This is a genomic window from Mycobacterium scrofulaceum (assembly GCF_001667885.1).
Lineage (GTDB): Bacteria > Actinomycetota > Actinomycetes > Mycobacteriales > Mycobacteriaceae > Mycobacterium > Mycobacterium scrofulaceum_C.
This window is the reverse complement of sequence record NZ_LZJW01000028.1, coordinates 1-25,463: the sequence shown is the minus strand read 5'-3', so window position 1 is coordinate 25,463 and position 25,463 is coordinate 1. Positions and strand designations below refer to the sequence as shown.

Annotated in this window: 26 protein-coding genes; 17 read left to right on the top strand and 9 right to left on the bottom strand. The window is 69.3% G+C overall.

Going from position 1 to position 25,463, the window contains the following annotated elements; all coding sequences use genetic code 11:
* Window positions 1-17: 17 nt before the first annotated feature.
* Entirely contained in the window at window positions 18-809 is a 792-nt protein-coding gene (locus A5681_RS03175; RefSeq protein ID WP_067269298.1) for an electron transfer flavoprotein subunit beta/FixA family protein, read from the bottom strand.
* A 227-nt stretch (window positions 810-1,036) separates the two neighbouring features.
* On the opposite strand from A5681_RS03175, the gene A5681_RS03170 reads away from it, so the two are divergent.
* The 5 genes from A5681_RS03170 (at window position 1,037) to A5681_RS03150 (ending at window position 7,107) form a co-directional block, all read left to right on the top strand.
* Window positions 1,037-1,843, top strand: a complete 807-nt coding sequence (locus A5681_RS03170) for a class I SAM-dependent methyltransferase (protein WP_067269297.1) — start codon at window positions 1,037-1,039, stop codon at window positions 1,841-1,843.
* A gap of 26 nt (window positions 1,844-1,869) precedes the next feature.
* The gene (locus A5681_RS03165; RefSeq protein WP_156737825.1) at window positions 1,870-3,432 is read left to right on the top strand and encodes a glycoside hydrolase family 57 protein; all 1,563 of its coding nucleotides are present in this window, start codon (window positions 1,870-1,872) and stop codon (window positions 3,430-3,432) included.
* Window positions 3,433-3,445: 13 nt separating this feature from the next.
* Window positions 3,446-4,690 carry a glycosyltransferase family 4 protein gene (locus A5681_RS03160; RefSeq protein WP_067269293.1) on the top strand — a complete coding sequence of 415 codons (1,245 nt, stop codon included), beginning with the start codon at window positions 3,446-3,448 and terminating at the stop codon, window positions 4,688-4,690.
* 8 nt (window positions 4,691-4,698) lie between these two features.
* Window positions 4,699-6,054 (top strand): TIGR01777 family oxidoreductase, encoded by a 1,356-nt coding sequence (locus A5681_RS03155; RefSeq protein ID WP_067269291.1) that lies wholly within the window; start codon window positions 4,699-4,701, stop codon window positions 6,052-6,054.
* Window positions 6,055-6,120: 66 nt separating this feature from the next.
* Complete coding sequence (locus A5681_RS03150) at window positions 6,121-7,107, top strand: hypothetical protein (RefSeq protein WP_067269289.1); 987 nt, start codon at window positions 6,121-6,123, stop codon at window positions 7,105-7,107.
* A 4-nt stretch (window positions 7,108-7,111) separates the two neighbouring features.
* Here the strand turns inward: A5681_RS03150 and A5681_RS03145 are convergent, their stop codons facing one another.
* The 8 genes from A5681_RS03145 to A5681_RS03110 all read right to left on the bottom strand — a co-directional run bounded on the left by A5681_RS03145 (window position 7,112) and on the right by A5681_RS03110 (window position 14,669).
* Complete coding sequence (locus tag A5681_RS03145) at window positions 7,112-8,191, bottom strand: NAD-dependent epimerase/dehydratase family protein (protein ID WP_067269287.1); 1,080 nt, start codon at window positions 8,189-8,191, stop codon at window positions 7,112-7,114.
* A 9-nt stretch (window positions 8,192-8,200) separates the two neighbouring features.
* Window positions 8,201-8,878 carry a phosphodiesterase gene (locus tag A5681_RS03140; protein ID WP_067269285.1) on the bottom strand — a complete coding sequence of 226 codons (678 nt, stop codon included), beginning with the start codon at window positions 8,876-8,878 and terminating at the stop codon, window positions 8,201-8,203.
* A gap of 56 nt (window positions 8,879-8,934) precedes the next feature.
* Window positions 8,935-10,014, bottom strand: a complete 1,080-nt coding sequence (locus A5681_RS03135; protein WP_067269283.1) for a sulfate/molybdate ABC transporter ATP-binding protein — start codon at window positions 10,012-10,014, stop codon at window positions 8,935-8,937.
* Between the two features lie 15 nt (window positions 10,015-10,029).
* Window positions 10,030-10,848, bottom strand: a complete 819-nt coding sequence (cysW, locus tag A5681_RS03130; RefSeq protein ID WP_067269281.1) for a sulfate ABC transporter permease subunit CysW — start codon at window positions 10,846-10,848, stop codon at window positions 10,030-10,032.
* Window positions 10,845-11,729 (bottom strand): sulfate ABC transporter permease subunit CysT, encoded by an 885-nt coding sequence (gene cysT / locus A5681_RS03125; protein WP_067269279.1) that lies wholly within the window; start codon window positions 11,727-11,729, stop codon window positions 10,845-10,847. Before cysT ends, cysW begins: the two co-directional genes overlap by 4 nt.
* On the bottom strand, window positions 11,726-12,763 hold the full coding sequence (locus A5681_RS03120; RefSeq protein ID WP_067269277.1) for a sulfate ABC transporter substrate-binding protein: 1,038 nt from the start codon (window positions 12,761-12,763) through the stop codon (window positions 11,726-11,728). Before A5681_RS03120 ends, cysT begins: the two co-directional genes overlap by 4 nt.
* 534 nt (window positions 12,764-13,297) lie before the next feature.
* Window positions 13,298-14,035: a hypothetical protein gene (locus tag A5681_RS03115; RefSeq protein ID WP_067269275.1), complete on the bottom strand. Its 738-nt coding sequence runs from the start codon at window positions 14,033-14,035 to the stop codon at window positions 13,298-13,300.
* A 139-nt stretch (window positions 14,036-14,174) separates the two neighbouring features.
* Window positions 14,175-14,669: a MarR family winged helix-turn-helix transcriptional regulator gene (locus A5681_RS03110; RefSeq protein ID WP_067269271.1), complete on the bottom strand. Its 495-nt coding sequence runs from the start codon at window positions 14,667-14,669 to the stop codon at window positions 14,175-14,177.
* Between the two features lie 273 nt (window positions 14,670-14,942).
* Between A5681_RS03110 and A5681_RS03105 the strand changes: the two genes are divergently transcribed.
* The 12 genes from A5681_RS03105 to A5681_RS03045 all read left to right on the top strand — a co-directional run.
* On the top strand, window positions 14,943-16,124 hold the full coding sequence (locus A5681_RS03105; RefSeq protein WP_067269269.1) for a polyprenyl synthetase family protein: 1,182 nt from the start codon (window positions 14,943-14,945) through the stop codon (window positions 16,122-16,124).
* A 27-nt stretch (window positions 16,125-16,151) separates the two neighbouring features.
* Window positions 16,152-17,684 (top strand): phytoene desaturase family protein, encoded by a 1,533-nt coding sequence (crtI, locus tag A5681_RS03100; RefSeq protein WP_067269268.1) that lies wholly within the window; start codon window positions 16,152-16,154, stop codon window positions 17,682-17,684.
* A complete protein-coding gene (locus A5681_RS03095) occupies window positions 17,681-18,637 on the top strand; it encodes a phytoene/squalene synthase family protein (RefSeq protein WP_067269266.1) in 957 nt (318 codons plus the stop codon). The genes crtI and A5681_RS03095 overlap by 4 nt, the downstream gene beginning before the upstream one ends.
* Complete coding sequence (locus A5681_RS03090; RefSeq protein ID WP_067269264.1) at window positions 18,634-18,957, top strand: lycopene cyclase domain-containing protein; 324 nt, start codon at window positions 18,634-18,636, stop codon at window positions 18,955-18,957. The genes A5681_RS03095 and A5681_RS03090 overlap by 4 nt, the downstream gene beginning before the upstream one ends.
* On the top strand, window positions 18,954-19,265 hold the full coding sequence (locus tag A5681_RS03085) for a lycopene cyclase domain-containing protein (protein ID WP_067269262.1): 312 nt from the start codon (window positions 18,954-18,956) through the stop codon (window positions 19,263-19,265). Before A5681_RS03090 ends, A5681_RS03085 begins: the two co-directional genes overlap by 4 nt.
* Entirely contained in the window at window positions 19,252-19,977 is a 726-nt protein-coding gene (locus tag A5681_RS03080; RefSeq protein WP_067269260.1) for a class I SAM-dependent methyltransferase, read from the top strand. Before A5681_RS03085 ends, A5681_RS03080 begins: the two co-directional genes overlap by 14 nt.
* The gene (locus A5681_RS03075; protein WP_067269258.1) at window positions 19,974-21,509 is read left to right on the top strand and encodes an FAD-dependent oxidoreductase; all 1,536 of its coding nucleotides are present in this window, start codon (window positions 19,974-19,976) and stop codon (window positions 21,507-21,509) included. The genes A5681_RS03080 and A5681_RS03075 overlap by 4 nt, the downstream gene beginning before the upstream one ends.
* Window positions 21,506-22,516, top strand: coding sequence for a DUF5914 domain-containing protein (locus A5681_RS03070; RefSeq protein ID WP_067269256.1), 1,011 nt, complete (start codon window positions 21,506-21,508; stop codon window positions 22,514-22,516). The genes A5681_RS03075 and A5681_RS03070 overlap by 4 nt, the downstream gene beginning before the upstream one ends.
* A gap of 12 nt (window positions 22,517-22,528) precedes the next feature.
* Window positions 22,529-22,888, top strand: a complete 360-nt coding sequence (locus A5681_RS03065) for a DUF2784 domain-containing protein (RefSeq protein ID WP_067269254.1) — start codon at window positions 22,529-22,531, stop codon at window positions 22,886-22,888.
* A 339-nt stretch (window positions 22,889-23,227) separates the two neighbouring features.
* The gene (locus A5681_RS03055; RefSeq protein WP_067269250.1) at window positions 23,228-23,521 is read left to right on the top strand and encodes a LapA family protein; all 294 of its coding nucleotides are present in this window, start codon (window positions 23,228-23,230) and stop codon (window positions 23,519-23,521) included.
* Window positions 23,522-23,697: 176 nt separating this feature from the next.
* On the top strand, window positions 23,698-24,120 hold the full coding sequence (locus A5681_RS03050; RefSeq protein WP_067269248.1) for a hypothetical protein: 423 nt from the start codon (window positions 23,698-23,700) through the stop codon (window positions 24,118-24,120).
* 4 nt (window positions 24,121-24,124) lie between these two features.
* A partial coding sequence (locus A5681_RS03045; protein WP_231996201.1) for an NAD(P)H-binding protein occupies window positions 24,125-25,463 on the top strand: 1,339 nt, incomplete at its 3' end.

The following is a 25,463-nucleotide window of genomic DNA, read 5'->3' as shown; positions in this document are numbered from 1 at the left end:
GTGGGATGGGTGCTCGTCTAGATGATCTTCTGGGCCACGAGGTACTGGGAGATCTGGTTGCCGCCCTCGCCCTCGTCGGTGACCTTCTCGCCCGCGGTCTTCGGCGGCTTCGGCGTCGACGACAGCACCGTCGACCCGGCGTTGTCCAGCCCGACCTCGTCGCTTTCGACGCCGATTTCGGCCAGCGTCAGCACCGTGACCTCTTTCTTCTTGGCGGCCATGATGCCCTTGAAGGAGGGGAAGCGCGGCTCGTTGATCTTCTCGGTCACGCTCACCACCGCGGGCAGCGAGGCCTCCAGCGAGAACACGCCGTCGTCGGTCTCGCGCTCGCCGGTGACCTTGCCGCCCTCGATCGACAGCTTGCGCAGGTGGGTCAGCTGCGGCAGGCCGAGGTACTCGGCGATGATCGCCGGCACCGCGCCGCCGGAGCCGTCGGTGGACTCGTTGCCGGCGATGACCAGCTCGGTGCCCTCGATGGTGCCCAGCGCGCGCGCCAGCGCCCACGCGGTTTGCACCACGCAGGAACCGTGCATGCCGTCGTCCTTGAGGTGCACGGCCTTGTCGGCTCCCATCGACAGCGCCTTGCGGATCGCCTCGGTGGCGCGTTCGGGACCGGCGGTCAGCACCGTGACCGATCCCTCGCCGCCCTCCCGCTCGCGGATCTGCAGGGCCTCTTCGACGGCGCGCTCGTTGATCTCGTCCAGCACTGCATCGGCGGCCTCGCGGTCCAGCGTGTAGTCGCCGTCGTTCAGCTTGCGCTCGGACCAGGTGTCTGGGACCTGCTTGATCAGGACCACGATGTTCGTCATGAGTGTGGTTCGTCCTCCTCGAAGGAGTCTCGCAGCAGTCGACCACGAGACTTTCAGTACGCGTTTCGCAGCGCACGGTCGTGTTACTACTCGGTAACTTTGTGCAGCCTGCCTTCACACCATAGCGGGTGGTACTGCGGGTTCTTCCGGCGTGTCCACCCTCGGTAAGCGGGGGCGCCCCGTTCCCGGTTCGCGAATCCGACACTTCGCGTTAGCCTGCCTATGCGATGAGCGCAACCGTCCCCGACGTCCCCTGGCACAGCCCCGGCGATCCCTCGCCGGCGGCTGATCCCGTGCTGGCGTTGACAGGTGAGCGCACCATTCCGGGCCTGGATGTCGAAAACTACTGGTTCCGCCGCCACGAGGTGGTCTACCAGCGGCTGGCCGGACGCTGCGCGGGCCGCGACGTGCTCGAGGCCGGCTGCGGAGAGGGGTACGGCGCGGACCTGATCGCCGCCGTCGCCCGCCGGGTGGTGGCCGTGGATTACGACGAGGCCGCCGTGTCCCACGTGCGCGCCCGCTACACGCGCGTGGAGGTGATGCAGGCCAACCTCGCGGCGCTGCCGCTGCCCGACGCCGCCGTGGATATTGTGGTCAACTTCCAAGTCATCGAGCACCTGTGGGATCAGGCACAATTCGTCGCCGAATGCGCGCGGGTGCTGCGCCGCGGCGGGTTGCTGATGATGTCGACACCGAACCGGATCACCTTCTCGCCCGGCCGCGACACCCCGATCAATCCGTTCCACACCCGTGAACTCAACGCCGCCGAGCTCACCGAGTTGCTCACCGACGCGGGCTTTCGCGACGTGTCGATCAGCGGGCTTTTCCACGGTCCGCGGCTGCGGGAAATGGACGCCCGCCACGGCGGCTCCATCATCGATGCGCAGATCGCCTTGGCGCTGGCGGGCGCGCCGTGGCCGCCGGAGCTGGTGGCCGACGTCGCCGCGGTGACATGCGACGACTTCGACATCGAATGCGGTCCCCGCGACATCGACGACAGCCTGGATCTGATCGCGATCGCGGTGGCGCCGTGAGCAATTCGCATGACCGGGTGCCCGGCATGTTCACCCTGGTCCTGCACACCCACCTGCCGTGGCTGGCCCATCATGGCCGGTGGCCGGTCGGCGAGGAGTGGCTCTACCAGTCCTGGGCGGCCGCCTATCTGCCGCTGATGCGGGTGCTGACCACGCTGGCCGACGAGGACCGCCGTGGGCTGATCACGCTCGGCGTCACCCCGGTGGTGAACGCGCAGCTCGACGACCCGTACTGCCTGGACGGCATGCACCACTGGCTGGCCAACTGGCGGCTGCGGGCCGCCGAGGCGGCCAGCGTCCGGTCCGCGGCGCGGTCGAAGTCGGCCGACTACCAGTCCTGCGCGCCGGACGCGTTGCGCACGTTGGGGATTCGGGAATGCGCCGAGGCGGACGGGGCGCTGGAGGACTTCGCCACCCGGTGGCGGCACGGCGGTAGTCCGCTGCTGCGCGGCCTGATCGACGCCGGCACGGTGGAATTGCTCGGCGGCCCGCTGGCCCACCCCTTCCAGCCGTTGCTCGCGCCGCGGCTGCGCGAGTTCGCCCTGCGCGAGGGGCTGGCCGACGCGCGGTCGCGCCTAGGGGCGCGAAACGGGCAGGGCCCCACCGGAATCTGGGCGCCCGAGTGCGCCTACGCCCCAGGCATGGAGCACGACTACGCCGCCGCGGGTGTCACCCACTTCATGGTCGACGGCCCGTCGCTGCACGGCGACACCGCGCTGGGCCGGCCCGTCCGCGACACCGACGTCGTCGCGTTCGGGCGCGACCTGCAGGTCAGCTACCGGGTGTGGTCACCCAAATCCGGCTACCCCGGGCACGCCGCCTACCGCGACTTCCATACCTATGACCACCTCACCGGGCTGAAGCCGGCGCGGGTGACCGGCCGCAACGTGCCGTCGGAGACCAAGGCGCCCTACGACCCCGAGCGCGCCGACCACGCCGTCGACGTCCATGTCGCCGACTTCGTCGACGTGGTCCGCAACCGGCTGACAAGCGAATCCGAGCGCATCGGGCGGCCCGCGCACGTGGTCGCCGCCTTCGACACCGAGCTGTTCGGCCACTGGTGGTACGAGGGCCCGACGTGGCTGCAGCGGCTGCTGCGCGCCCTGCCCGCCGCCGGTGTGCGGGTGGGAACGCTCAGCGACGCCATCGCCGGCGGATTCGTCGGGAGCTCGGTGGCGTTGCCGCCCAGTTCGTGGGGCTCGGGCAAGGACTGGCAGGTGTGGGCCGGCGAGAAGGTGGCCGATCTGGTCCAGCTCAACAACGAAGTGGTCGACACGGCGCTGAGCACCGTCGACAAGGCGCTGGCGGAGCGGGCCTCGCTGGACGGGCCGCTCCCCCGCGACCACGTCGCCGACCAGATCCTGCGCGAGACCCTGCTCACCGTTTCCAGCGACTGGCCGTTCATGGTGAGCAAGGACTCGGCCGCGGACTACGCGCGCTACCGCGCCCACCTGCATGCGCACGCCACCCGCGAGATCGCCGGGGCGCTCGCGTCCGGGCGGCGGGACGCCGCCGGGCGCCTGGCCGAGGGATGGAACCGCGCCGACGGACTGTTCGGCGCGCTCGACGCGCGCCGGCTGCCCCGATGAGCTGGGCGGCCGCGTGAAGATCCTGATGGTGTCGTGGGAGTACCCGCCGGTGGTGATCGGCGGGCTCGGCCGGCACGTGCACCACCTGTCGACCGCGCTGGCCGCGGCCGGGCACGAGGTCGTCGTGTTGTCCCGCCACCCCACGGGCACCGACCCCAGCACGCACCCGTCGTCCGACGAGGTGGTCGACGGCGTCCGGGTGATCGCCGCCGCCCACGACCCGCACGAGTTCTCGTTCAGCACCGACATGATGGCCTGGACCCTGGCCATGGGCCATTCCATGACCCGCGAGGGCCTGGCCCTGAAGAAGCGGGGCACGAACCGGCCGTGGCGTCCCGACGTCGTGCACGCGCACGACTGGCTGGTGGCCCATCCGGCCATCGCGCTCGCGCAGTTCTACGACGTGCCAATGGTTTCCACCATCCACGCGACCGAGGCCGGGCGGCACTCCGGCTGGGTGTCCGGCGCGATCAGTCGTCAGGTGCATGCGGTCGAGTCGTGGTTGGTGCGCGAATCCGATTCGCTGATCACCTGTTCGGCGTCGATGGCCGACGAGATCACCGAATTGTTCGGACCCGGCCTCGCCGGAATCACGGTGATTCGCAACGGGATCGACGCGGCGCGCTGGCCGTTCGCCGACCGCCGACCGCGCACCGGTCCCGCCGAACTGCTCTACCTCGGGCGCCTGGAGTATGAGAAGGGTGTGCACGACCTCATCGCGGCGCTGCCCCGCATCCGGCGCACCCACCCCGGGACCACACTGACCGTCGCCGGGGAGGGCACCCAGCAGGAGTGGCTGGTCGAGCAGGCCCGAAAGCATCGGGTGCTCAAGGCAATTCGGTTCGTCGGGCACCTCGGCCATGCCGAGCTGCTCGCGGTGCTGCACCGGGCCGATGCCGCGGTGCTGCCCAGCCATTACGAGCCGTTCGGGATTGTCGCGCTGGAGGCCGCCGCGGCCGGCACGCCGCTCGTCACGTCGAACATCGGGGGCCTGGGCGAGGCGGTGATCAACGGCGAGACCGGGGTCTCCTGTCCGCCCCGCGACGTCGCCGGGCTGGCGTCGGCGGTGCGGGCCGTGCTCGATGATCCCGACGCCGCGCAGCGGCGCGCCCGAGCCGCTCGCGAACGGCTCACCTCGGCCTTCGACTGGAAGACCGTGGCCCGGGAGACCGCGCAGGTGTATCTCGCCGCCAAGCGCGCCGAGCGGCAACCGCAGCCGCGGATGCCCATCGTCGAGCACGCCCTGCCCAACCGCTAACCTGCGGTATGGGATTGGAATATTCGAGCGTCGTCGACGCACCGATCGCCGACGTTTTTGCCTGGCACGCCCGGCCGGGCGCGTTCGCCCGGCTCTCGCCGCCGTGGCAGCCCATGCGGCTGGTCACCGAGGCCGCCTCGCTCAAGGACGGGCGGGCGACGCTGGCGTTGCCGGGTGGCCTGCGCTGGGTCGCCGTGCACCAGGCGGCGGACTACGACCCGCCGCGGCGCTTCGTGGACGCCATCGGCGGCGACGGCCTGGCCACGCTGCCCACCCGAATGGCGGTGCGCTGGCGGCACACCCACGACTTCGAGGATGCCGGCGACGGCCGCACCCGGGTCATCGACCGGGTGGACACGCCGGTGCCCGGGTCGTTGCTGCGGCCCATGTTCGCCTACCGGCACCGCCAGCTGGCCGACGATCTGGCCGCCCACCGGCTGGCCGCCGACAACGGGCTGGCTCCGCTGACCGTCGCCGTCACGGGAGCGTCCGGGTTGGTGGGTTCGGCGTTGACGGCGTTTCTGAGCACGGGCGGCCACCGTGTGATCCGGCTGGTGCGCCGCTCGCCCCGCGGCGAGGACGAGCGAGCGTGGGATCCCGACGACCCCGACCCGGCGTTGTTCGATCGCGTGGACGCCGTCATCCACCTGGCGGGCGCCTCGATCGCCGGCCGGTTCACCGAGAAGCATCGACATGCCGTCCGCGACAGCAGGATTGGCCCGACCCGCCGCCTCGCCGAGGCGCTGGGCCGCGCCTCGCGCCGCCCGGCCGTGCTCGTCTCGGCGTCGGCGATCGGATACTACGGGTCCGACCGTGGCGACGACATCCTCATCGAGGACAGCGACCGGGGCGGGGGTTTCCTCGCCGACGTGGTCGCCGACTGGGAGGCGGCGACGGCGCCCGCGGAACAGTCCGGGACGCGCGTGGTGCGGGTGCGCACCGGGATCGTGCAGTCCCCGCGCGGCGGCACGCTGAGGCTGATGCGCCCGCTGTTCAGCGCCGGGCTGGGCGGGCGGCTGGGCGACGGCCGGCAATGGCTGTCGTGGATCGGGATCGACGACCTGGTCGACATCTACCACCGCGCGCTGTGGGACCGGGCGCTCTCGGGTCCCGTCAACGCCGTTGCCCCGCAACCGGTCCGTAACAGCGAGTACACCGCCACGCTGGCGCGCGTCGTGCACCGGCCCGCCGTGTTGCCGGTGCCGGCGCTGGGCCCGCGGATTTTGCTCGGCGAGCAGGGCGCGCGCGAACTCGCATGCGCCAGCCAGCGAGTCCTCCCGCACAAGCTGAGCGCGGCCGGGCACCGGTTCCGCCAGCCCGACCTCGACCAGGCGCTTCGCCACCTGCTCGGGCAAGCCCGCTGAACTGCGCATCGCGGCATTCGGGGCCGATTAGACCCCATTTAAGTAACTTAATGGTTCAATCCCTTAATGAAACTTGGTGCGCTGACCTGGCGTGCCCGTCGGACCACCGCGATCGGGATCGGCATCGTCGCGCTGGCCGCGATCGCGTTTGCCCCGCGCCCCGCCCTGGCGGAATCCACGGAGGCGGACAGCACGACCGAGGTCACCTGCGCAAGCACGACGCAGGCGGTCCCGACGACGTGGTATTTCCCCAGCACGCCCCCGGTCGGGTTGGTCTGGCTGCAGCACGGCTTCGTCGAAGGCAAGAAGGTGTGGTCCGCCTTCGGCCCCGAGCTCGCCGGCAGCGGTTACCTGGTGGTGGCCACCACGCTGCCCACCCTCAACATCTTCGGCTGCACCGTGGAGCACCTGATCGACAATCGAGGGTTCCTGGACAACATCGCCGAGGTCTTCGCCCGCAAAGGCGACCCGCATGGCGCGTTGGCGGCCTCGTTCGCGACGGCGGCGGAGAAGGCCGGCCGGCCCGTTGCGCCGCTACCCGACAACGTCGTCTTCGTGGGCCACTCGGCGGGGGCCGAGGCCGTCGAATACGTCGCCGAGCGCCTGCACAGCTCCTACCCCACCGCCTTCACCCAGCTGCGCGGCATCGTCAGCGAAGACGGCGTGAAGTCGTTCCTCGGGTCCAATGCCGACGACGCCCTCGCCGGCCTCGCGGGAACCGCGCTGCCCATCTACGCCACGGCTTCACCGCATCTGCTGTGCAACTTCTTTCAACGCGGCACCAAGGCGATCGAGCGGTACTTTCCGGACCGCACGTTCCACGGGGTGAAAGTCACGACCGGCGCCCACGGCGATGCGCTCGGCCCCGCGTCGCCGGTCTACGAAAACCTGGTGTGCGGTCGCCCCAAGCCGGACAACATCGCCGCGGTGTGGGGCCTGACTCGGGGCTGGATCGGCGACATGCTCGCGGGCACCACCACACCCGACTTCTACCCGGGCGGAAGCTACTACACCGAACTCCTGACCGCCGGCACGATCAGCACGCTGCCGTGACGAGTCAGGGCACCGGGCGAACGGTGAGCGGTCCGGCCGACGCGTCCCGGGTGACCGCCTCGACGAACGACCGTGAATCCAACACCGGGCTGGGTGTGTCGGACCCGTGCTGGAAGCCGTCGATGACCTCGGCCAGGAGTTCGGCGGACCCCCACCGCGGCGACCAGTCCAGCAGCGTCCGGGCGCGTTGCGTGTCGACCAGCGGAACGGAGAACATCATGTCCAGCCATCCGCGGTCGATGGGCTGCAGTCTCGTGCGCCAGGACGCATCGGCCAGCAATCCGAGCAGGGGCGCGGGAACGTGAACGGGCCACGCCCGCAACGCTCGTGCGATGTCCTCGCGGTGCACCGGCGGTTCGGCGGCGAGGTTGAACGGGCCCAGCGCGCATCGCTCGACGGCCCGCACGCAGGCGTCCGCGACGTCGTCCGCATGCACCATCGGAATGGCCAGGCCGCGGTCGAGCGGTAGCACCCGCAACCACCGCACCCACCGCGGGTGGATGTAGGCCGGCAGAATGTAGCGCCGCAGTCCCATGGCGGCGTCGCGCTGACCGATGAATCCGGGCCGCATCCGGGTGATGCCGACCCCGTCGGGATTGCGATGCTCGTAGCCGTCCAGCATCTTCTCCACCGCGGACTTCGCCCTGCTGTACGCGGACGACTTGATCCCCGCGGTCGACCACGTCTCGTCGACCCGCTCCCCGTACCGCCCGGGCGCGTAGGTGCCCACGGACGACATGTGCACCAGGTGAGGCACTTTCGCGTTGTGGGCCGCGCTCAGCACCGCGGAACTGCCGTTGATGGCGACCGCGTCGAGGTACCGCGTGTTGCGGGTGGGCTGGAATCCCCACGCCAGATGAACCACGCAGGCGGCGCCGCGAAAGATCCTCTGCAGCTGGATTTCCACCCCGGGCTCGGCCAGGTCCACTTGATGCCAGTCAGCGCAGGCGTACACCCCTTCCGGCGGCGGCTCCCGGCGACTGACACCGACGATGTCGTAGTCATGGCCGTCCTGAACCAGCCTGCGCAGCAGCGCCGTTCCCACATTCCCGCTCGCGCCGGTGATCACGATTCTCTTGGACACGGCGACCTCCTATTCCGCGTCCCTGCCGTGACGGCTTCGCCGGTAGGCACGGGCGCGTAGATCGGCGAGCCACCGCGGGCGCAGGCTCAGGCCGGGCGGCGTGTTGATCACGGGATCGAACGACACGTCCGCCGCGCGGTCTGGGTCGATGGCGCGGGTCAACGTGAGCCGGCCCAACGGTGTGAAATCGCCACTGCCACAGGCTTGGTCGAGCGACACCTCGATGTCGTCGTGCTCGAGGCGCTCGCGCACGCTGTCCAGCGACAGGCCGAGACCGTCGATTTTGCTGACGATGCGGGCCCGGAGCCACCAATTGGCTCCTTGGTAGTGCAGCGGCATCAGGGTGGTCAGGGTCTGATCGCTCCACGAGATGGCCGGGCGCAGCGCCAGCGCCCGGGACAGCAGGCCCGAGCCCGAGGAGACGACCAGGATGTCCCATGGCCCGCCGCCCTGCGGCGGTGTGACCCGGAAGGCCAGGCCGATGAAGTCGGGCAACGCCCCGGGGGTGCCACTGGCCTTCGACACCCTGGCGACCACCTCGGACGACGGAATGGGCAGCCCCTCGCCTGCGGGGGCGACCCGTTCGATGGAGCCCTCCGCCAACACCCCGACCGGATGGAACAACCGTTTCCCCCGGATGGCGGAACCCCACTGGAACGGCAAGGCGACAAGATCGGAAACGCTCACCGGCGGCGGGTTCCCGTTTCCCCGCGACGGAAACGCGGCTAGGGCTCCTTACCCGATCACGCGGTGGTCAACGAGGTCTCGTCGTGATCGGCCCGGCCGGCCGGCCGGGCGCCCGCGTGGCCGATCGGCGGCACCCGAGTCGCCCGCACGTACACCGTGTCACCGTCGCGCAGGGCCAGCGCTTCGGCGTCACCGCGGGTGATCTGGGCCGTGAACGGCGCACCGCTGGCGGCGCTGGTCAGCTCGACCCGCACCTCGAAGCCCAGCGTGACCACCCGGTCGACGGTGGCGGCCACGACGCCGACGGATGCCGCGCTGCCGTCACCGCCCGCGATCGCCATCTCGGGATTGCGGCCCACGCGGATGTCGTGCGGGCGGACCAGGGCGCCGTTCAGTTCCGACACCGCACCGAGGAACGACATGACGAACGGGTTCGACGGGGAGTCGTAAACGTCGCTCGGCGATCCGACCTGTTCGATGCGGCCCTTGTTGAGCACCGCGATCCGATCCGCGACGTCCAGCGCCTCCGTCTGATCGTGGGTGACCAGCACGGTGGTGACGTGCACCTCGTCGTGCAGGCGGCGCAGCCAGGCGCGCAGGTCTTCGCGCACTTTGGCGTCCAGGGCGCCGAACGGCTCGTCGAGCAGCAACACTTGCGGGTCGACGGCCAGCGCCCGGGCCAGCGCCATGCGTTGCCGCTGACCCCCCGAAAGCTGGTTGGGGTAGCGGCGGTGAAATCCGCTCAGGCCCACCACCTCCAGGAGGTAGTCGACCTTCTCCTTGATTTCGGCCTTGGGGCGTTTCCGGATCTTCAGCCCGTACGCGACGTTGTCCCGGACGGTCAGGTGCTTGAACGCCGCGTAGTGCTGGAATACGAATCCGATGCCGCGGCGCTGCGGCGGCACATGTGTCACGTCGCGGCCGTGGATCGTGACCGTTCCGCTGTCGGGCTGGTCCAGGCCCGCGATGGTGCGCAAGAGGGTCGACTTGCCCGATCCGCTGGGTCCCAATAGCGCCGTCAGCGACCCGGTGGGTACGACGAAGTCCACGTGATCCAGCGCGACGAAATCCCCGTAACGCTTGTAGGCATCGTGCACCGTGATCGCGTTCGTCTCGGCGGTGCTGTCCGGATTCATCTGTGAGTCTCCTTGTCACGCTTGAATTTTCGCGCGCCTTCGGCGCACTTGAAGGATTACCTTGACGATCAGGAACGTCACGGCGACGCCCATCATCAACGTCGAGAGCGCGTAGGCGCCGTACTCCGCCCCCCGGTTGTAGCGGTCGTTGACCAGCAACGTGAGCGTCTGTGATTCCCCCGGCAGGTTGGACGACACCATGATCACGCCGCCGAATTCGCCGAGCGTGCGCGCGGTGGTCAGCACGATTCCGTAGGTCAAGCCCCATCGAATCGACGGCAGCGTGATCCGCCAAAACGTCTGCCGCCACGTAGAACCCAGAGTGGCCGCCGCCAGCTCCTGCTCGATCCCCACCTCTTCGAGCACCGGCTGAACCTCGCGCACCACGAACGGCAGCGTGACGAAGATGCTGGCCAGCACGATGCCGGGGGTGCTGAAGATGATCGTGACACCGAGGTCCTTTTCGACGAACCCCAAAACTCCCGCCGAACCCCACAGCACGATCAGGGCCACGCCCACGATGATCGGCGAGACGGCGAACGGCAGGTCCACGACCGTCTGCAGCACGCCCCGGCCACGGAATCTGCCGCGGGCCAACAGGACTGCCACCAACACGCCGAAGACCACGTTCAGTGGAACGACGATGGCCACCACGAGCAACGACAGCTGCAACGCCGAGATCGCCGCCGGCGTGGTGATCCAGTCGTAGAACTGATGCAAACCGGGCCGAAACGCCCGCCATACGATGATCGCCACCGGAGCGATCAGCATCACGCCCAGGTACGTCAGCACCGCGAATCGGGTCAGGTAACGGCTCCAGCTGACCCGGCTCACGGCGCCCTCTCCTCGCGGCGGGCCCGCCGGCCGCCGACAATCCGCAAGCAGAACAGCACCGCGAACGAAATCGACAACAGCACGATCGATATCGCGGCGGCGCCCGTCCGGTCGTCGTTCTCGATCAGGGCGCGTATCCACTGGGAGGACACCTCGGTCTTGCCGGGCACCTGGCCGCCGATCGTAACCACGGAGCCGAATTCGCCGATGCAGCGTGAGAATGCCAGGCCCGCACCGGATAGCAGCGCGGGAAGCAGAGACGGCAGGACGATCGACGTGAAGATCTTCGGACCCGTCGCGCCCAGTGACGCCGCCGCCTCCTCGGCCTCACGGTCGATTTCCAGCAGCACCGGCTGGATGGCGCGCACCACCATGGGCAGTGTCACGAAGATCAAAGCGACCGTGACACCTGGCGGCGTGTGCTGCAGGTGGATCCCGATTGGGCTGTTCTTGCCGTACAGCGCGAGCATCACCAGGCTGGTGACGATGGTCGGCAGGGCGAACGGCAGGTCGATGATGGCGTCGATCACGCCTTTACCGATGAAGTCGTCGCGCACAAGCACCCACGCGGTCGCCAAACCACACACCAGGTTGATGGCCGTCACGACGACGGAAACCATCAAGGTCACCCTGAATGACTCCAGCGCGGCGTGTGAGGTGATCGCCAACCAGAAGGCCTGCCAGCCCCCGCCGACAGCCTGCCAAGCGATCGCGGCCAATGGCATCAGCACGATCAGCGAGAGCCACAGGGTCGCCACCCCCACTTGGAGCGACAGCCCGCCCGAACGGGACCGCGGGATCACCGGGTCGGCCGGGCGCGCCCGGCGCGGAAGGAGTTCCGGCCGGACCGCTTCCGGTTCGGGGATGACGGTGGTAGTCATCCGGTGGCCTTCAGATAGACCTTGGTGATGCTGCCGGTGCTCTTGTCGAACAGCTGCCTGTCGACCTCGGCCCATCCTCCGAGGTCCGTGATCGTCCAGAGTTTGACCGGCACCGGATAGAGGTCGCGGAACTTGTCCGCCACGGCCGGCTCGACCGGCCGGAAACCGGCCTCGGCCCACAGCCGTTGCGCCGCAGCCGTGTACTGGAAGTTCTTGAACGCGATCGCGGCGTCCAGGTGCGGGCTCGTGGCGATGACCGCGAGCGGGTTCTCGATCTTGAAGGTCTGTGACGGCGTAATGTGTTCGACCGGTTTCCCTTGCCGTTCAACGGCGATGGCCTCGTTCTCGTAGCTGATCAGTACGTCGCCGCTGCCTTCGGCAAAGACGTCGGTGGCCAGGCGGCCCGAACTTGGTCGCAGTTTCACGTGCTCGTGCACCAGTCTGCTGATGAAATCGATGCCGGCGCGGGCATCCTTGCCCCCGCCGCTCTTGGCCGCGTAGGGGGCCAGCAGATTCCATTTGGCCGAGCCCGAACTCAGTGGGCTGGGCGTAACGACCTCGATGCCCGGCCGCAGTAGGTCATCCCAGTCCCGAATCTGTTTCGGATTTCCTTTGCGCACAACCAACGTCACCACCGAGCCGAACGGGATTCCCTTGGTGGCATCCTTGTCCCACTCCGCGGAGACCTTGCCGGCCTTGACCAACCGGGTGACATCCGGTTCGACCGAGAAATTCACGACGTCGGCCGGTTTGCCTTCGACGACGCCGCGGGACTGGTCGGCCGAGGCGGCGTACGAGGCGACCACCTGCACCCCCCTGCCCTCCGCGGAAGCGTTGAACGCCGGAATGACCCTGCTCCAACCGGGTTCGGGGACCGAGTAGGCGACCAGGGTGATCTTGGTGTTGGCGTTCGTCGGTCCCGTCCCGCCCACGGCGTCACTGGCGCCCCCGCCGCAAGCGGTGACCAGGCCGCACAACAGCGCGAGAGCGGCGCCTTGCCGCCGACGCGGTACGCAGCCGGTGCGGTGGAGCATTGGTGGCCTTCCGTCGCGGGGTTTGGATCCATCCGTGCCCTGGCGGCGGGTACCTGAGAGGCATCACAGGGTGATCAACTCATACCGTGGGCCGCGGCACGGGCTCGAGGAGTCAGCGACAACAATGCGCGGCTACCGAGCAAACACTCTCCGCCACGCGCATGGGGGAAGCCTAACAACGCGCGAACGACCCCGCTCTCGACGACAACGCGACGCAACCGCCACGACGGGCCGTCAGGGAGTGAACGTTTCGGCAGAACCGGCCGCGTTAACTAACGCGTAACACCAACGCGGTGACCGGGGCGCTTTGCCTGCCCACCCTGGCTGGCCGCGCCGGTCAGCAACCGTGTTCCACTGTGGCTCCGGACCGATCCCGAACGCGCAGGCCACGCCCCCGGAGCCGATGGCGGTGATTGAGGGGTCCGCGAGCATCGCCGGCGGAGGCCGGCGGAGTCGGGCCGCACCGCTCGTTCCAATCGGTGGCGCCCGGGTCGCCGTGGTCGTGGAGTCGTCCCGGGAGAAGCGACGTAAAAGTCACGGTGATGCAAATGAACGGTCCACCCGCCGGCCGACCATGCGGGGTTCCCCGGGCGACTGCGGCTGCTGATTCTGCGCGCGGCCGTCGACGTAGACCTGCTGCATCACCGCCTGCCAGGACTCCATCTCGGGCACCGCTCCCCACATGCCCTCGTACAGCCCCACAATCACGGCGCCGTCGTCGGTCAGGGCGTAGACCGGTCCACCGAAGTCACGACTGTCGACGGCCACGTCGGCAATGATGAACCGGCCGGCGTTGACGGAGCTGATCGTTGCGCACCGCTGGCCGACCGATCGACGAAACTGGCACACCGGCAGCCCCGGCTGCGCACGCAGGCCCGGGGAGGACTTCAGTTGCCGGCCGGTGGGCAACAGGTCCGAGGCCGTCACGTCGGGGCCGAGCGCGATGACTTCGTATTCGACGGGCGACATCTCACGGTTCGCCGCGGGGTCGTCGGCGGACTGGCGGCGGGCGAGCACCACCTTGCCCACCGGGTTTCCGTCATGGTCGGTAACGTCGGCCTCTGAGTTCCCGCATTGACCGCTGGTCACCGCGACCCGCAACCGGGGCTCGACCAACCCCACCATGCACACCGTGGCGCCTTGACGAATCTCCATACCGGGAAAGGCCGTGACGGCCGGGCTCGCGCCTGCCTGGCCGGGGCAGCCGGCCATCGTCACCACGAACGCGAAGGCGATCGCCAGGCGACCACCCCGCCAGCTGACCACTTCCATTGGGCGCCACCACCCCTCACGCCCGTCCGAGGCATTGTGTCGGACACGCTATTGGGCACGCGTATACCCGCGGTCAGCGCCGCCAAACGGCCCGAAAAGTGGCAGGAGTGGACGCGGTGACGGAAAGCGCAATCGGCGTTCAGTCGCCGGCGACGTCCAGCTCGAGCTGGAATCGTTGCATGGCGTCGATCACGGCACCGAGCACCCGATGGGCTGCCATCAGGTCGGCGTCGGGCAGCTCCTCGAGGGCGACCCGGCTGTGGGCGTCGAGCGGACTGAAGAACGACCGGGCGGTCGCCAGGCCGGATTCCCCATGACGCAGGATGACCTTGCGGCGGTCGTCCGGGTGGGAATCGCGCCGGATGTGGCCCGAGTCGATCAACCGATCCACCAGGTACGTGATCGCCGAACCCGATAGCCCCATCCGTTGGCTGAGGTCGCCCGAGGTCATCGGCCGCCCCGCGGTCTCTGCCACCATGATGTACATCAACGCCCGGAAGTCGTTGGGCCGCAAGTGATATAACAGCGCGAACTGCCGACCGATCTGGTCGGATTCGGTCGATATCTCCCGCAGATCGGCCGAGATCAGCGACTCGAGCGCTTCACGGCGCGGGCGCTGCTCATCAGCTTCCATAACAAAGTGAGCATATCCCTGAACCGCCACACAGTTCAGTTCGTTAATGGTTAATTGAGTGAAATGGACGCGAGGTGAGGATTGCGCGGGGAGCGCGAGCGGCCGACCGCAGGCCACTTTCGACTGGCGAACCGACGAGAATTTCAGTAAGTTAATGTTTAAGTTATTGAAGATGATGGGTAAAGTCATCCGAGACTGAGACGGGCGGCCGGGAGCGGGATCGCGGCGGCGGCGTGGCCGGTTTTTGCCTGCGAACAGCGGCGATGACCGGGTGTGTTTGAGCCGTCCCAGCCCGGGAATGCCAAGCCGTCCAGGAGGGAGCGCGTGGCCAAGATGGGTGCTTTGTCTTTGACACCCGCCACGGAGTCGCCGGCATCCGCCGCCGACTGGCCGGGCACTACCCCCTTCGACGAGTGGCGCTCGAGCGTGCGGCGGGGCGTCCTCGCCCTCCTCGGCGACTTCGTCGAACCCCGGCGCTCCCAGCTGGACGACACCCGCGTCGATGCCGCCGGCGACATCCTGATGGCGTTCGCCTCCGGCGGCAAATGCCTGCGATCGATGTTCTTGTACCTGGGGTGGCTATGCGGTGCCGCGCCCGACGAGGCGGCGTTGCGGGCGGCGGCAAGTTTCGAGCTGCTGCACGTGTTCGCGTTGCTGCAGGACGACGTGATGGACGGTTCGGCCGAACGGCGGGGGCGCCCGTCGGCACACCTGCAATTCGCCCAATGGCACCGCGAACGCGGGTTATCCGGCTCGTCAGCGCGGTTCGGTGAATCGGCCGCAATCCTGCTGGGCGACCTCTGCCTGATCTGGTCGGAGCAGATGCTGCGCGAGAGCGGTGTCGACGCCCGGCGGTTGCAGCGGGCATGGCCCCGCTACGACACGATGCGCACCGAGCTGGCGGTGGGTCAGTTCGCGGACCTGACGAGCGACGTCCGGCGCATGCCCTCCCTGGAGGCCGTGCTGGATGTCGCGCGACGCAAGTCGGGCAACTACACGGTGCGGCGGCCGCTGGAAATCGGCGCGGCGATGTCCGATTGCGACGATCGGACGCTGACCCAGCTCGGCCGCTACGGGGCCGCCATCGGAGAAGCATTCCAGCTTCGCGACGACGTGCTCGGCGTCTTCGGTTCGCCGGCGGTCACCGGGAAGCCGGGCGCCGGAGACCTGTTGGAGCGCAAGGCAACCAGTGTCGTGGTGACCGCTCACCAGCTGGCCGATCCGCCCGCCCGGGCCGAGCTGACCGAACTGATGAACGGCCACGCCTTTGACGACAACGCGATCGACCGGTGCAAGGCGCTGATCATGGCGACGGGGGCGGTCGAGATGATCGAGCAGATGATCACCGACCGGGTCGCGTCCGCGCGCGAACACCTCGACGACACCTCGATCGACGAATCCGTTCGCGCCGCGCTGGACGAAATGGCGGCCGCCTGTACGGATCGTGCCGAATGAGCCGCACAAATTTGGGAGCATGCTGACATGCGGACCGTCGAAGGACGCAGCGAGCGCGTGGTGGTGATCGGGGCCGGCCTGGCCGGCCTGTCGGCCGCGCTGCACCTGGCCGGCCGCGGGCGCACGGTCACGGTCGTCGAGCGTCACCCCTGGCCGGGCGGGCGTGCCGGCCGCCTCGACATCGACGGCTACCGCATCGACACCGGGCCGACGGTGCTGACGATGCCGGACATCATCGACGAAACCTTCGCGGCCGCGGGCCAGAGCCGGTCGGGCCGGCTGGAACTGCTGCCGCTCGACCCGGCCTACCGGGCGGTGTTCGCCGACGGCAGCGCGCTCGACGTGCACACCGACCCGGACCGGATGACCACCGCCATTGAGGAGTTCGCTGGCTTCGGGCAGGCAGCGGGCTACCGGCGGCTACGCGAGTGGCTGCAGCGGCTGTACCGGATCGAATTCGACGGATTCATCGCCGCCAACTTCGACTCGCCGCTGTCGTTGCTGACGCCGCAGTTGGCGCGGCTTGCCGCGATCGGCGGCTTCCGCAAGTGGGATCGCGTGGTCAAGCGCCACATCAGCGACCCTCGGCTGCAACGGGTCTTCACGTTCCAATCGCTGTACGCGGGCGTGGCGCCGCGAAACGCCCTGGCCGTGTACGCGGTCATCGCCTACATGGACACCGTCGCGGGCGTGTTCTTCCCGCGCGGCGGCGTGCGTGCGCTCCCCGACGCGCTGGCCGCGGCGGCCGCGGACGCCGGCGTCGAATTCCGCTACAACGCCACGGTTACCGGGCTCGACCGCGCCGCCGGCCGGGTCAGGGCCGTGCTGACGGATCGTCTGGATCCGATCGACTGCGACGCCGTCGTGCTGACCACCGAACTGCCGCAGACCTACGACCTGTTGGGGCGCACACCGCGCCGCCCCGTGCGGCTGCGACCGGCGCCGTCGGCGGTCGTGGCCCACCTGGGCTGTTCCCGCGTCGCTTCCGACGCGGCCCACCACACGATCCTGTTCGGTGACTCCTGGGATCAGACCTTCACCGACATCATCCGCGATGGCCGCCTGATGCAGGATCCCTCGCTGTTGGTCACCCGGCCCACGGCGAGTGACCCGACCCTGGCACCGGACGGGCGCGACCTGCTGTACGTGCTCGCCCCGGCGCCGAATCTGGATCGCGGGGCCATCGACTGGGGCGCCGTCGGGCCGCGGTACATCGACAGCCTCATCGACGAGGTCGCGGCGCGGCTGTTGCCCGGGTTGCCCGGCGACGCAACGGTGTTGGACGCCGTCACACCCGCGGACTGGGCGCGTCAGGGCATGGCCGCGGGCAGCCCCTTCGCGCTGGCCCACACGTTCGGGCAGACGGGCCCGTTCCGGCCGGCCAACATGGTGCGCGGCGTCGAGAACGCGGTGCTCGCCGGGTCGTCAACGGTGCCCGGTGTCGGGGTCCCCACCACGCTGATCTCGGGCCGGCTCGCCGCCGACCGCATCACCGGCCCCAGCGCCGGCCGAGCCAACCGGATGGTGACCCACCACGACATGAGGGCCGGGCTGACATGATTCGCAGCGAACTGGACGCGGCCGGCATCGACGATCCGCGCCTGCGCGAGGGGTATCGGCGCTGCCGCGAACTCAACGCCGCGCACGGCCGCACCTTCTTCCTGGCCACCCGCCTGCTGGCGCCCGACCAGCGTCCGGCGGTGCACGCCCTCTACGGTTTCGCGCGCTACGCCGACGACATCCTCGACGACCTCGACCCCGCGCTCAGCGCCGACGTCCGCGGCCTACGGCTGCAGCAGCTGGCCGACCAATTCTTCTCCGGCGGAGACCATCTCGATGACCCCGTGCTCGCCGCGGTCACCCACACCGCCCGCCGGTACCGCATCGCCACCGAGTTGTTCGACGACTTCCTGGCGTCGATGCGGATGGATCTGACGGTCACCGACTATCCCGACCGCAGGGCCCTCAACCTCTACATGCGCGGATCCGCCGAAGCCATTGGCCTACAGGTGCTTCCGGTCTTGGGCACGGTGGCGCCGGTCGAGGAGACCGCGCCCTACGCCGCCGCGCTGGGCAGGGCGTTTCAGCTCACCAACTTCCTGCGCGACGTCGACGAAGACCTGTTGCGGCAGCGGGTCTACCTGCCGGCCGACGAACTGGCCGCCCACGGTGTCGACCGCGAGCTGTTGACCTGGTGCCACCGGAATCGCCGCACCGACCCGCGGGTGCGCGAGGCGCTCGCCGCCCAGCACGAGATCACCCGCGAGACTTACCGTTTCGCGGCCACCGGCATCGCCATGCTGCACCCGCGCTCGCAACCGTGCGTGGCGACCGCGGCTGCGCTGTACTCCGAAATCCTGGACCGCATCGAAGAGAGCGACTTCGCGGTGTTCAGTCACCGGGCCACCGTCGGCAGAGCTCGACGACTGCAGGTCGCCGGCATCGGGCTGATACGGTCGTGGCGGGCGCGCAATAGTTCGCCCGGCGTTTCCGATGCCCCGGGGGCCGCATGACCGATCGCTGGCAATATCTTCTGGTCCTGGCCGCCTGCCTGGCGATCACCGCACCACTGGAGTTCTTCGGTCCCGGCGTCTACCGGCAGTGGCGGCGGCTGGTGAAAGCCGTCTTCCCCGTGGCCGTGGCGTTTCTGCTCTGGGACGAGATCGCCATCGCCGCGCACGTATGGACATACAACGGCGCGTACATCACCGGGCTGGACATCCCGTTCCGGGTGCCGATCGAAGAGGTGCTGTTCTTCGTGGTCATTCCGATCTGCGCGTTGCTCACCTACAACGCCGTGAGCACCATCCTGGACAGGGTCAACCGGCGGTGAGCGGTCTGGGTTACACCGTTCCGGCAGTGGCGTCGGTAATCGCCGTTTGCGCACTGGAATTGGCGGTCCTGCGCACCGGGATCTTCCGGCGACCGGCCTACTGGCTGTCGATGCTGATCATTCTCGGGTTCCAGGTTCCGGTCGACGGGTGGCTGACCAAACTCAGCTCCCCCATCGTCAGCTACGACCCCCGCCACATCACCGGGCTGCGCTTCCCGTTCGACATCCCGGTCGAGGATTTCTTGTTCGGCTTCGCACTGGCCACCGCGGTGCTGCTGGGATGGGAACGCCAACGTGCGCGTCGGTGAGGCCGGCCCGACCCCCGGCGAACTGTCGGCCGCCTTCGACGCCGGGGCGACGGCGTACGACCGGCTGGTGGGCGCCAGCCCCGGCTATCACAAGCAACTGCTTCTCTCGGCCCGCCGCATGCGAATACGCGATCGCGGCAAGGGCTTACGGCTGCTCGACGCCGGGTGCGGCACCGGCGCGTCGACGGCCGCGCTGCTGGCCGTCGCCCCGGAGGCCGAGATCGTCGCCGTCGACGCGTCGCGAGGCATGCTCGACGCGGCGGCCGCCAAGGACTGGCCCCCGTCGGTGCGGTTCGTGCACACCCCCGTCGAGCAGCTGGCCGATCACGGGATCACCGGGCCGTTCGACGGCATCCTGGCCGCCTACCTGATCCGCAACCTCGCCGAGCCGGACGGTCAATTGCGGAAACTTCGAACGATGCTGCGCCCCGGTGCCACACTCGCGGTGCACGAGTACTCGGTACGCGACTCTCCCGCCGCCACCCGCATCTGGCACGCCGTGTGCTGGGGCATCATCATTCCCGCCGGATGGTGGCGCACCCGCGACGCGGCGCTGTACCGCTACCTGTGGCGCAGCGTGCTCGCGTTCGACGGCGCGGCCCGATTCCGGGACCGCCTCGCCGAAGCGGGCTTCACCGCGGTGCACAGCGAGACGATGCCGGGCTGGGAGGCCAACATCGTGCACACCTTCCTGGCGGACGCGCCGCTATGACGGCCCTCGCCACCGATCGCCGGCGCGAAACGTTACCCGCGCCAACCGGATTCCCGGACGCCGGCGCGCTCGCGTCGCGACCCCGAGTGGTCGTCGTCGGCGGCGGCATCGCGGGGCTGGCCGCCGCAACCGGCCTGGCCGAACGCGGCGTCGCCGTCGACGTGCTCGAGCGCGAAAATTACCTCGGCGGTCGGGTGGGTGGCTGGTCCGAGCGCGAAAACGGGACCGACCTCGCGATGAATCGGGGCTTCCACGCGTTCTTCCGGCAGTACTACAACCTGCGCGCCCTGCTCCGCCGCATCGAACCGCAGTTGCGGATGCTCACGCCCGTCGACGACTATCCGCTCATCGACGGTGCGGGCCGGCGCGACACCTTCCGGGGGCTCCCGCGCACCCCACCGTGGAACGCGGTGGCCTTCGCCGCCCGCAGCCCCACCTTCCGCCTTCGCGACTTCCTCCAGATCGACGCTCGCGCGGCCGCGCCGCTGGCCGCGGTGTCGGTGCCCGGGATCTACGAACGCCTCGATCACTTCGATGCCGCGACGTTCCTCAAGAGCATCCGATTCCCCGAGGCCGCAAGGCATCTGGCGTTCGAGGTGTTCTCCCGCAGCTTCTTCGCCGACCCTTCGAAGCTTTCCGCGGCGGAGCTGGCGGCCATGTTCCACATCTACTTCCTCGGCTCGTCCGAAGGCCTGATCTTCGACGTCCCGACATCCAACTACGACACGGCCCTCTGGGAGCCGCTGCGCCGCTACCTCGAGGGGCGCGGCGTGGGATTTCGGCTCGGCACCAGCGCCTCCCGCATCGAGACCGCGTCGACGGATTCGTTCCGCGTGCACACGGATTCGGGCGATCACCTGGACGCGGACGCGGTGGTGCTGGCCACCGACGTGGCCGGCCTGCAGCGCGTCGTGGGCGCATCGACGGGCCTGGCCACCGACGACTGGCGCACACAGATCGCGCGGATGCGGACCGCGCCGCCGTTCGCCGTCCATCGGCTGTGGCTCGATCGCCCCGTCGCTGCGCAGCGGCCGGCGTTCCTGGGCACGGCAGGCCACGAGCCACTGGACAACATCAGCGTGCTGGAGCGCTACGAACGCCAAGCCGCCGAGTGGTCGGGCGCGCACCGGGGTTCCGTCGTCGAACTGCATTCCTACGCACTCGACGCCGCGCCGTCGCGCGCGGCGGCGCTGCGCCAGCTGCGCAAGGTGTATCCGGAAACCGCGGCGGCGCAGATCGTTTGCGAGCGACTGCTGCATCGCAGCGATTGCCCGCTGTTTGCACCCGGCTCCTACGCGCACCGCCCGGCGGTGGTCACTCCCCAGCCGGGTCTGCTGTTGGCGGGCGACGCCATTCGCGTCGACCTGCCGGTCGCGCTGATGGAGCGCGCCGCCACCACTGGTTGGTGCGCCGCGAACCATTTGCTGCGAAGATGGGGACTGGCCGGGCACGCGTTGGTCACCGTACCCACCCGGGGCCGGTCGGCCCTGTTGCGATGGCTCGCCACCCGCGAAGGATCCACTCGACGATGAATATTCGCGAACAACTCCACCACCTCTGGCCGGGCGCGCGGCCCAAAGATTGGCCCCTGCAGGTGATCCCGCGCACGCCGTGGGCCGACCAGCGCCCGACCTACCGGGAGGCGCAGCCGGTCATCATCGACGGTGCTCTGAAACGCGCCCAGGGCAGGCCGACCGGGAATTGGTTCGCCTTCGCCGGCAGCACCGACGTGCGTTGCGGGCGGCCGTTCGGCGCCCGGGTCGCCGGGGTTGACATCGTCGCCTGGCGCGACGAGGCAGGCCGGCTGCGCATCGGTCCACGCAGCTGCCCCCACCTGGGGGCGGACCTGGCCACCGGGAGGGTGCACGGCGGCACCCTGATCTGCCGATGGCACGGACTGGCCCTGGACGGCAAGGCGCGTGAATTCGGCTGGAGCCCGTTGCCCAGCCACGACGACGGCGTCCTGGTGTGGGTGCGGCTCGACAAAGCGGGCGGGGAGGAGCCGACGGCCGAACCCGTGATTCCGGCCCGGCCGACCGGCGACACCTTGGCCGCCGTCGCCCGCATGTCCGGTGTCTGCGAGCCCGCCGACATCATCGCCAACCGGCTGGATCCCTGGCACGGCGCCTGGTTTCACCCCTATTCGTTCACCCGGCTCGAAGTACTCACCACCCCAACCGAAACCGTCGATCGCTTCTTGGTGGCGGTGACCTTCCGGATGGGCCGCCTCGGCGTCCCGGTCGTCGCGGAATTCAGCTGCCCGGAGGCCCGCACGATCGTCATGCGCATCGTGGACGGCGAGGGAACCGGCAGCACCGTCGAGACCCATGCCACCCCAATCGGATTGGGCCCCGACGGCCACCCCCGCACGGCCGTGCTGGAGGCCACCATCGCCCATTCGGACCGGCCGGGGTTCGCGCGCGCGTCGCGGGCCGCCCCCTTGATCGCCCCACTGATGCGCTTCGCGGCCAACAGGCTTTGGCGTGACGACCTCGCCTACGCCGAGCGCCGCTACCAGGTGCGCGCCGGTTCGGGCTGACGGGTCACTGCCGTGCGGAAAGGGTATGTCGCCGCCGTCGTCCTGACCGTTGGCGCGCACCTCGCCTACCTGGCCTACGTGCCCGTCGGCGGCTTCCTCGCGCTGCGCTGGCCGCGCACCATCGTGCTGCACCGGGCGGCCGTGGCGTGGGGCGTCGCCGTCATCGCGCTCAAGCTGCCCTGCCCGTTGACGTCAGCGGAATCGTGGGCGCGCCGCCGCGCCGGCATGGATCCCCTGCCCAGCACCGGGTTCGTCGACCGCTACGTCGCGGGCCTGCTCGTGCCGTCCGGCCGCATCGGTGTCGCGCAAGCGTTCGCCTTCGGGTGGGCCGCCATCTCCTGGGGCATGTTCGCGCGTCGCGTCAGCCGCTGAGGCCGGGCTGTCCCCCCGAAACGCCGGCGACCGCCGAATCCGTGACGGGCGGCGCCGCTTCGTGTTGAGGCCGACGGGACCTGCGCTGCCACAACGCCCAACCGGCGACCGAAACCCCAATGGCCGCGAGGATCACGGTCGGCCAGAGGGCCAACTGCGCCAGCCACAAGTCCCGCTGTAAGCGCACCACCGTCCGCCGGCCACGCCAGACGCGCCGCGGCATCTCTTTGACAGTCATCGCAGCCCTCATACCCGGGCACGCGCGAATCAAACGCCACGGCGCGGGACTATTGCAAGCATCAGGGGTTTGGCTCACCGCGTTGGCGGCTAGTCACCAGCATGAGCACTGAGTCGCACGCTTCCGCCGAGCCGTCATCGCGATCGTTCACCCGATTGGCGGCAGCGTGGTGGGCTCTCGTTGTCGGCCTGCTGATCCTGATCGTGCTGCTCATCTTCGTCGCGCAGAACACCGACTCGATCACCGTGCACTTCCTCGGGTTCCACTGGAACCTGCCGGTCGGGGTGGGCTACCTGCTGTCGGCGGTGGCGGGCGCCACGACGACGGTGCTGGTCGGGGCGGCCAGGATGATCCAGTTGCGCAGGGCGGCGAAAAAGCAGCTCAAGGCGATTTGATTCGCACCCGTGCGCAAACCCCTTGGTTAGCAAGCCTTCCCAAAGGCAGCCCGCTGGCGCCTCCGGGATCTGACCAGTAACTTAAATATTAATTAAATTAACCGGCTGGGGCGCCTCCCAGCGATTCGGCGCGGGTCTTACCGGGAATGCCACGGCGACGGGGTTGGGAGGACACCATGAGCCAGAACGGAATCAGCGATGCGGCCGCGCAGGCGGTAGGCAAAGTCACCGAGGCTCTGGAGACCGTCGAGCGGGCCCGGGGACACCTGTATTCGTTTCACCAGCTGACCGGGCGCGCCGACCTGCAGCTCGACGAGGCGGTGGCCCGACTGCAAGATCTCGGGCACGCCGACCTGGCGCGACACATCAGCCAGGAACTGATCGGGCGCAACGTGTTAGCGGGAAGGTGGAGCTTTCAGGTCGTCGACGAATATGACGACGGCTACTACCGCTGTTTCCGTGAGGTCGAGCGCCTCGTGCGCGACCGGCTCACCGACGGACGTCGTCATGTCCACGAGGCGCAGCTGAAGGAACGCCGGCGCACGGCGGGGCATCCGGCCCACACCGCCAGCCCCCACGACCACTCGTCGAAGGAGTGAATTGATGCATTGCGTCGTGTTCGGCGCCACGGGATACCTGGGCACGCGGCTCATCCCCCAACTGCTCGCGAGCGGGCACACCGTGCGCGTGCTGGCCCGTGACCCAGCCAAGCTCGACGACGTCGCCTGGCGCGACCACGTCGAGGTCGTTCAGGGCGACGTCATCGACACCGGCGCCGTGCGGCGGGCACTCGAGGGTCAGCAGGTCCTGTACTACCTCGTGCATTCGCTGATGCGCTCCGATTTCGTCGACTTCGACCAGCGCGCCGCGCGCAACGTGGCGCAATGCGCAACGCGGGCCGGCCTGTCGCGCATCGTCTACGTCGGCGGCATCACGCCCGATGGGCAGCGGCTCTCCGACCATCTGGCCTCACGAGCCCAAGTGGGGCGGCTGCTGCGAATTTCGGGCGTGCCGACCGTCGAGTTGCGCGCGGCCGCGATCATCGGGGCGGGCTCGGCCAGCTTCGAAATGCTGCGGTACCTCACCGAGCGCCTGCCGCTGATCGTCGCCCCGCGCTGGCTGCGAACCTGCGTGCAACCGATCGCCGTGCGCGATGCGCTCTATTACCTGCTTCACGCGGCGGAGTTGCCCGCCGAGGTCAACCGTCCGTTCGACATCGGCGGGCCCGACCGCTTCACCTACACCGAGATGATCCGCAAGTATGCCGTGATCGCGGGTCTGCCCCGGCGGCCCGCGGTGCCGGTGCCGCTGTTGAGCCCGCGGCTGTCGGCACCGTTTGTGGACCTGCTCACCCCGCTGCCTCGCCAACTCGCCGTCTCGTTGATGGAGTCACTGGAAAACGACGTGGTGTGTGCCGACCACGACATCGCGCGTTACATCCCCGATCCCGAGGGCGGGCTCACGCACTACGAAGAAGCCGTCGAACTCGCCCTGGCGCACGTTCGTGAACAGGACCTGCGCACCCGGTGGTCGCGCGCCGGCACCAACGGTGCGCCTTCCCAACCGCTGCCGACCGACCCGGAATGGTCCGGCGGGTCGCTGTATGAGGATGTGCGCCAACGCGATAGCCGCACGGACCCCGAAACGTTGTGGCGTGCCATCCAAACCGCCGTCGCGGAGCGCAACTGGTCTGCGTTTCCGCTGGAATGGCCACTGCGCGGTTGGGTCAACGGCGCGCTCGGGGCCGTGCGGCCGCGACGCCGGCCGCTCGACGGGCAGGGGGATATCGGCGCGCAACCGGAGCAGCCGGGGCGTGTCGATGCGCTCCACCCGCCACCAGTCCAGCGCCTCGCCTTCGTGCAACTCCTGCCCGTCGAGCGGCCGGCGTCGCGGCCGCACGGCCCCGAGCGCGCCGTTGACCCAACCGCGCAGTGGCCATTCC

Coding starts and splice junctions, on each gene's coding strand:
- A5681_RS03175 (WP_067269298.1), bottom strand. CDS start 809: ATGACGAACATCGTGGTCCTGATCAAGCAGGTCCCAGACACCTGGTCC.
- A5681_RS03170 (WP_067269297.1), top strand. CDS start 1,037: ATGAGCGCAACCGTCCCCGACGTCCCCTGGCACAGCCCCGGCGATCCC.
- A5681_RS03165 (WP_156737825.1), top strand. CDS start 1,870: ATGTTCACCCTGGTCCTGCACACCCACCTGCCGTGGCTGGCCCATCAT.
- A5681_RS03155 (WP_067269291.1), top strand. CDS start 4,699: ATGGGATTGGAATATTCGAGCGTCGTCGACGCACCGATCGCCGACGTT.
- A5681_RS03150 (WP_067269289.1), top strand. CDS start 6,121: ATGAAACTTGGTGCGCTGACCTGGCGTGCCCGTCGGACCACCGCGATC.
- A5681_RS03135 (WP_067269283.1), bottom strand. CDS start 10,014: ATGAATCCGGACAGCACCGCCGAGACGAACGCGATCACGGTGCACGAT.
- cysT (WP_067269279.1), bottom strand. CDS start 11,729: ATGACTACCACCGTCATCCCCGAACCGGAAGCGGTCCGGCCGGAACTC.
- A5681_RS03120 (WP_067269277.1), bottom strand. CDS start 12,763: ATGCTCCACCGCACCGGCTGCGTACCGCGTCGGCGGCAAGGCGCCGCT.
- A5681_RS03115 (WP_067269275.1), bottom strand. CDS start 14,035: ATGGAAGTGGTCAGCTGGCGGGGTGGTCGCCTGGCGATCGCCTTCGCG.
- A5681_RS03110 (WP_067269271.1), bottom strand. CDS start 14,669: ATGGAAGCTGATGAGCAGCGCCCGCGCCGTGAAGCGCTCGAGTCGCTG.
- crtI (WP_067269268.1), top strand. CDS start 16,152: ATGCGGACCGTCGAAGGACGCAGCGAGCGCGTGGTGGTGATCGGGGCC.
- A5681_RS03095 (WP_067269266.1), top strand. CDS start 17,681: ATGATTCGCAGCGAACTGGACGCGGCCGGCATCGACGATCCGCGCCTG.
- A5681_RS03090 (WP_067269264.1), top strand. CDS start 18,634: ATGACCGATCGCTGGCAATATCTTCTGGTCCTGGCCGCCTGCCTGGCG.
- A5681_RS03075 (WP_067269258.1), top strand. CDS start 19,974: ATGACGGCCCTCGCCACCGATCGCCGGCGCGAAACGTTACCCGCGCCA.
- A5681_RS03070 (WP_067269256.1), top strand. CDS start 21,506: ATGAATATTCGCGAACAACTCCACCACCTCTGGCCGGGCGCGCGGCCC.
- A5681_RS03055 (WP_067269250.1), top strand. CDS start 23,228: ATGAGCACTGAGTCGCACGCTTCCGCCGAGCCGTCATCGCGATCGTTC.
- A5681_RS03050 (WP_067269248.1), top strand. CDS start 23,698: ATGAGCCAGAACGGAATCAGCGATGCGGCCGCGCAGGCGGTAGGCAAA.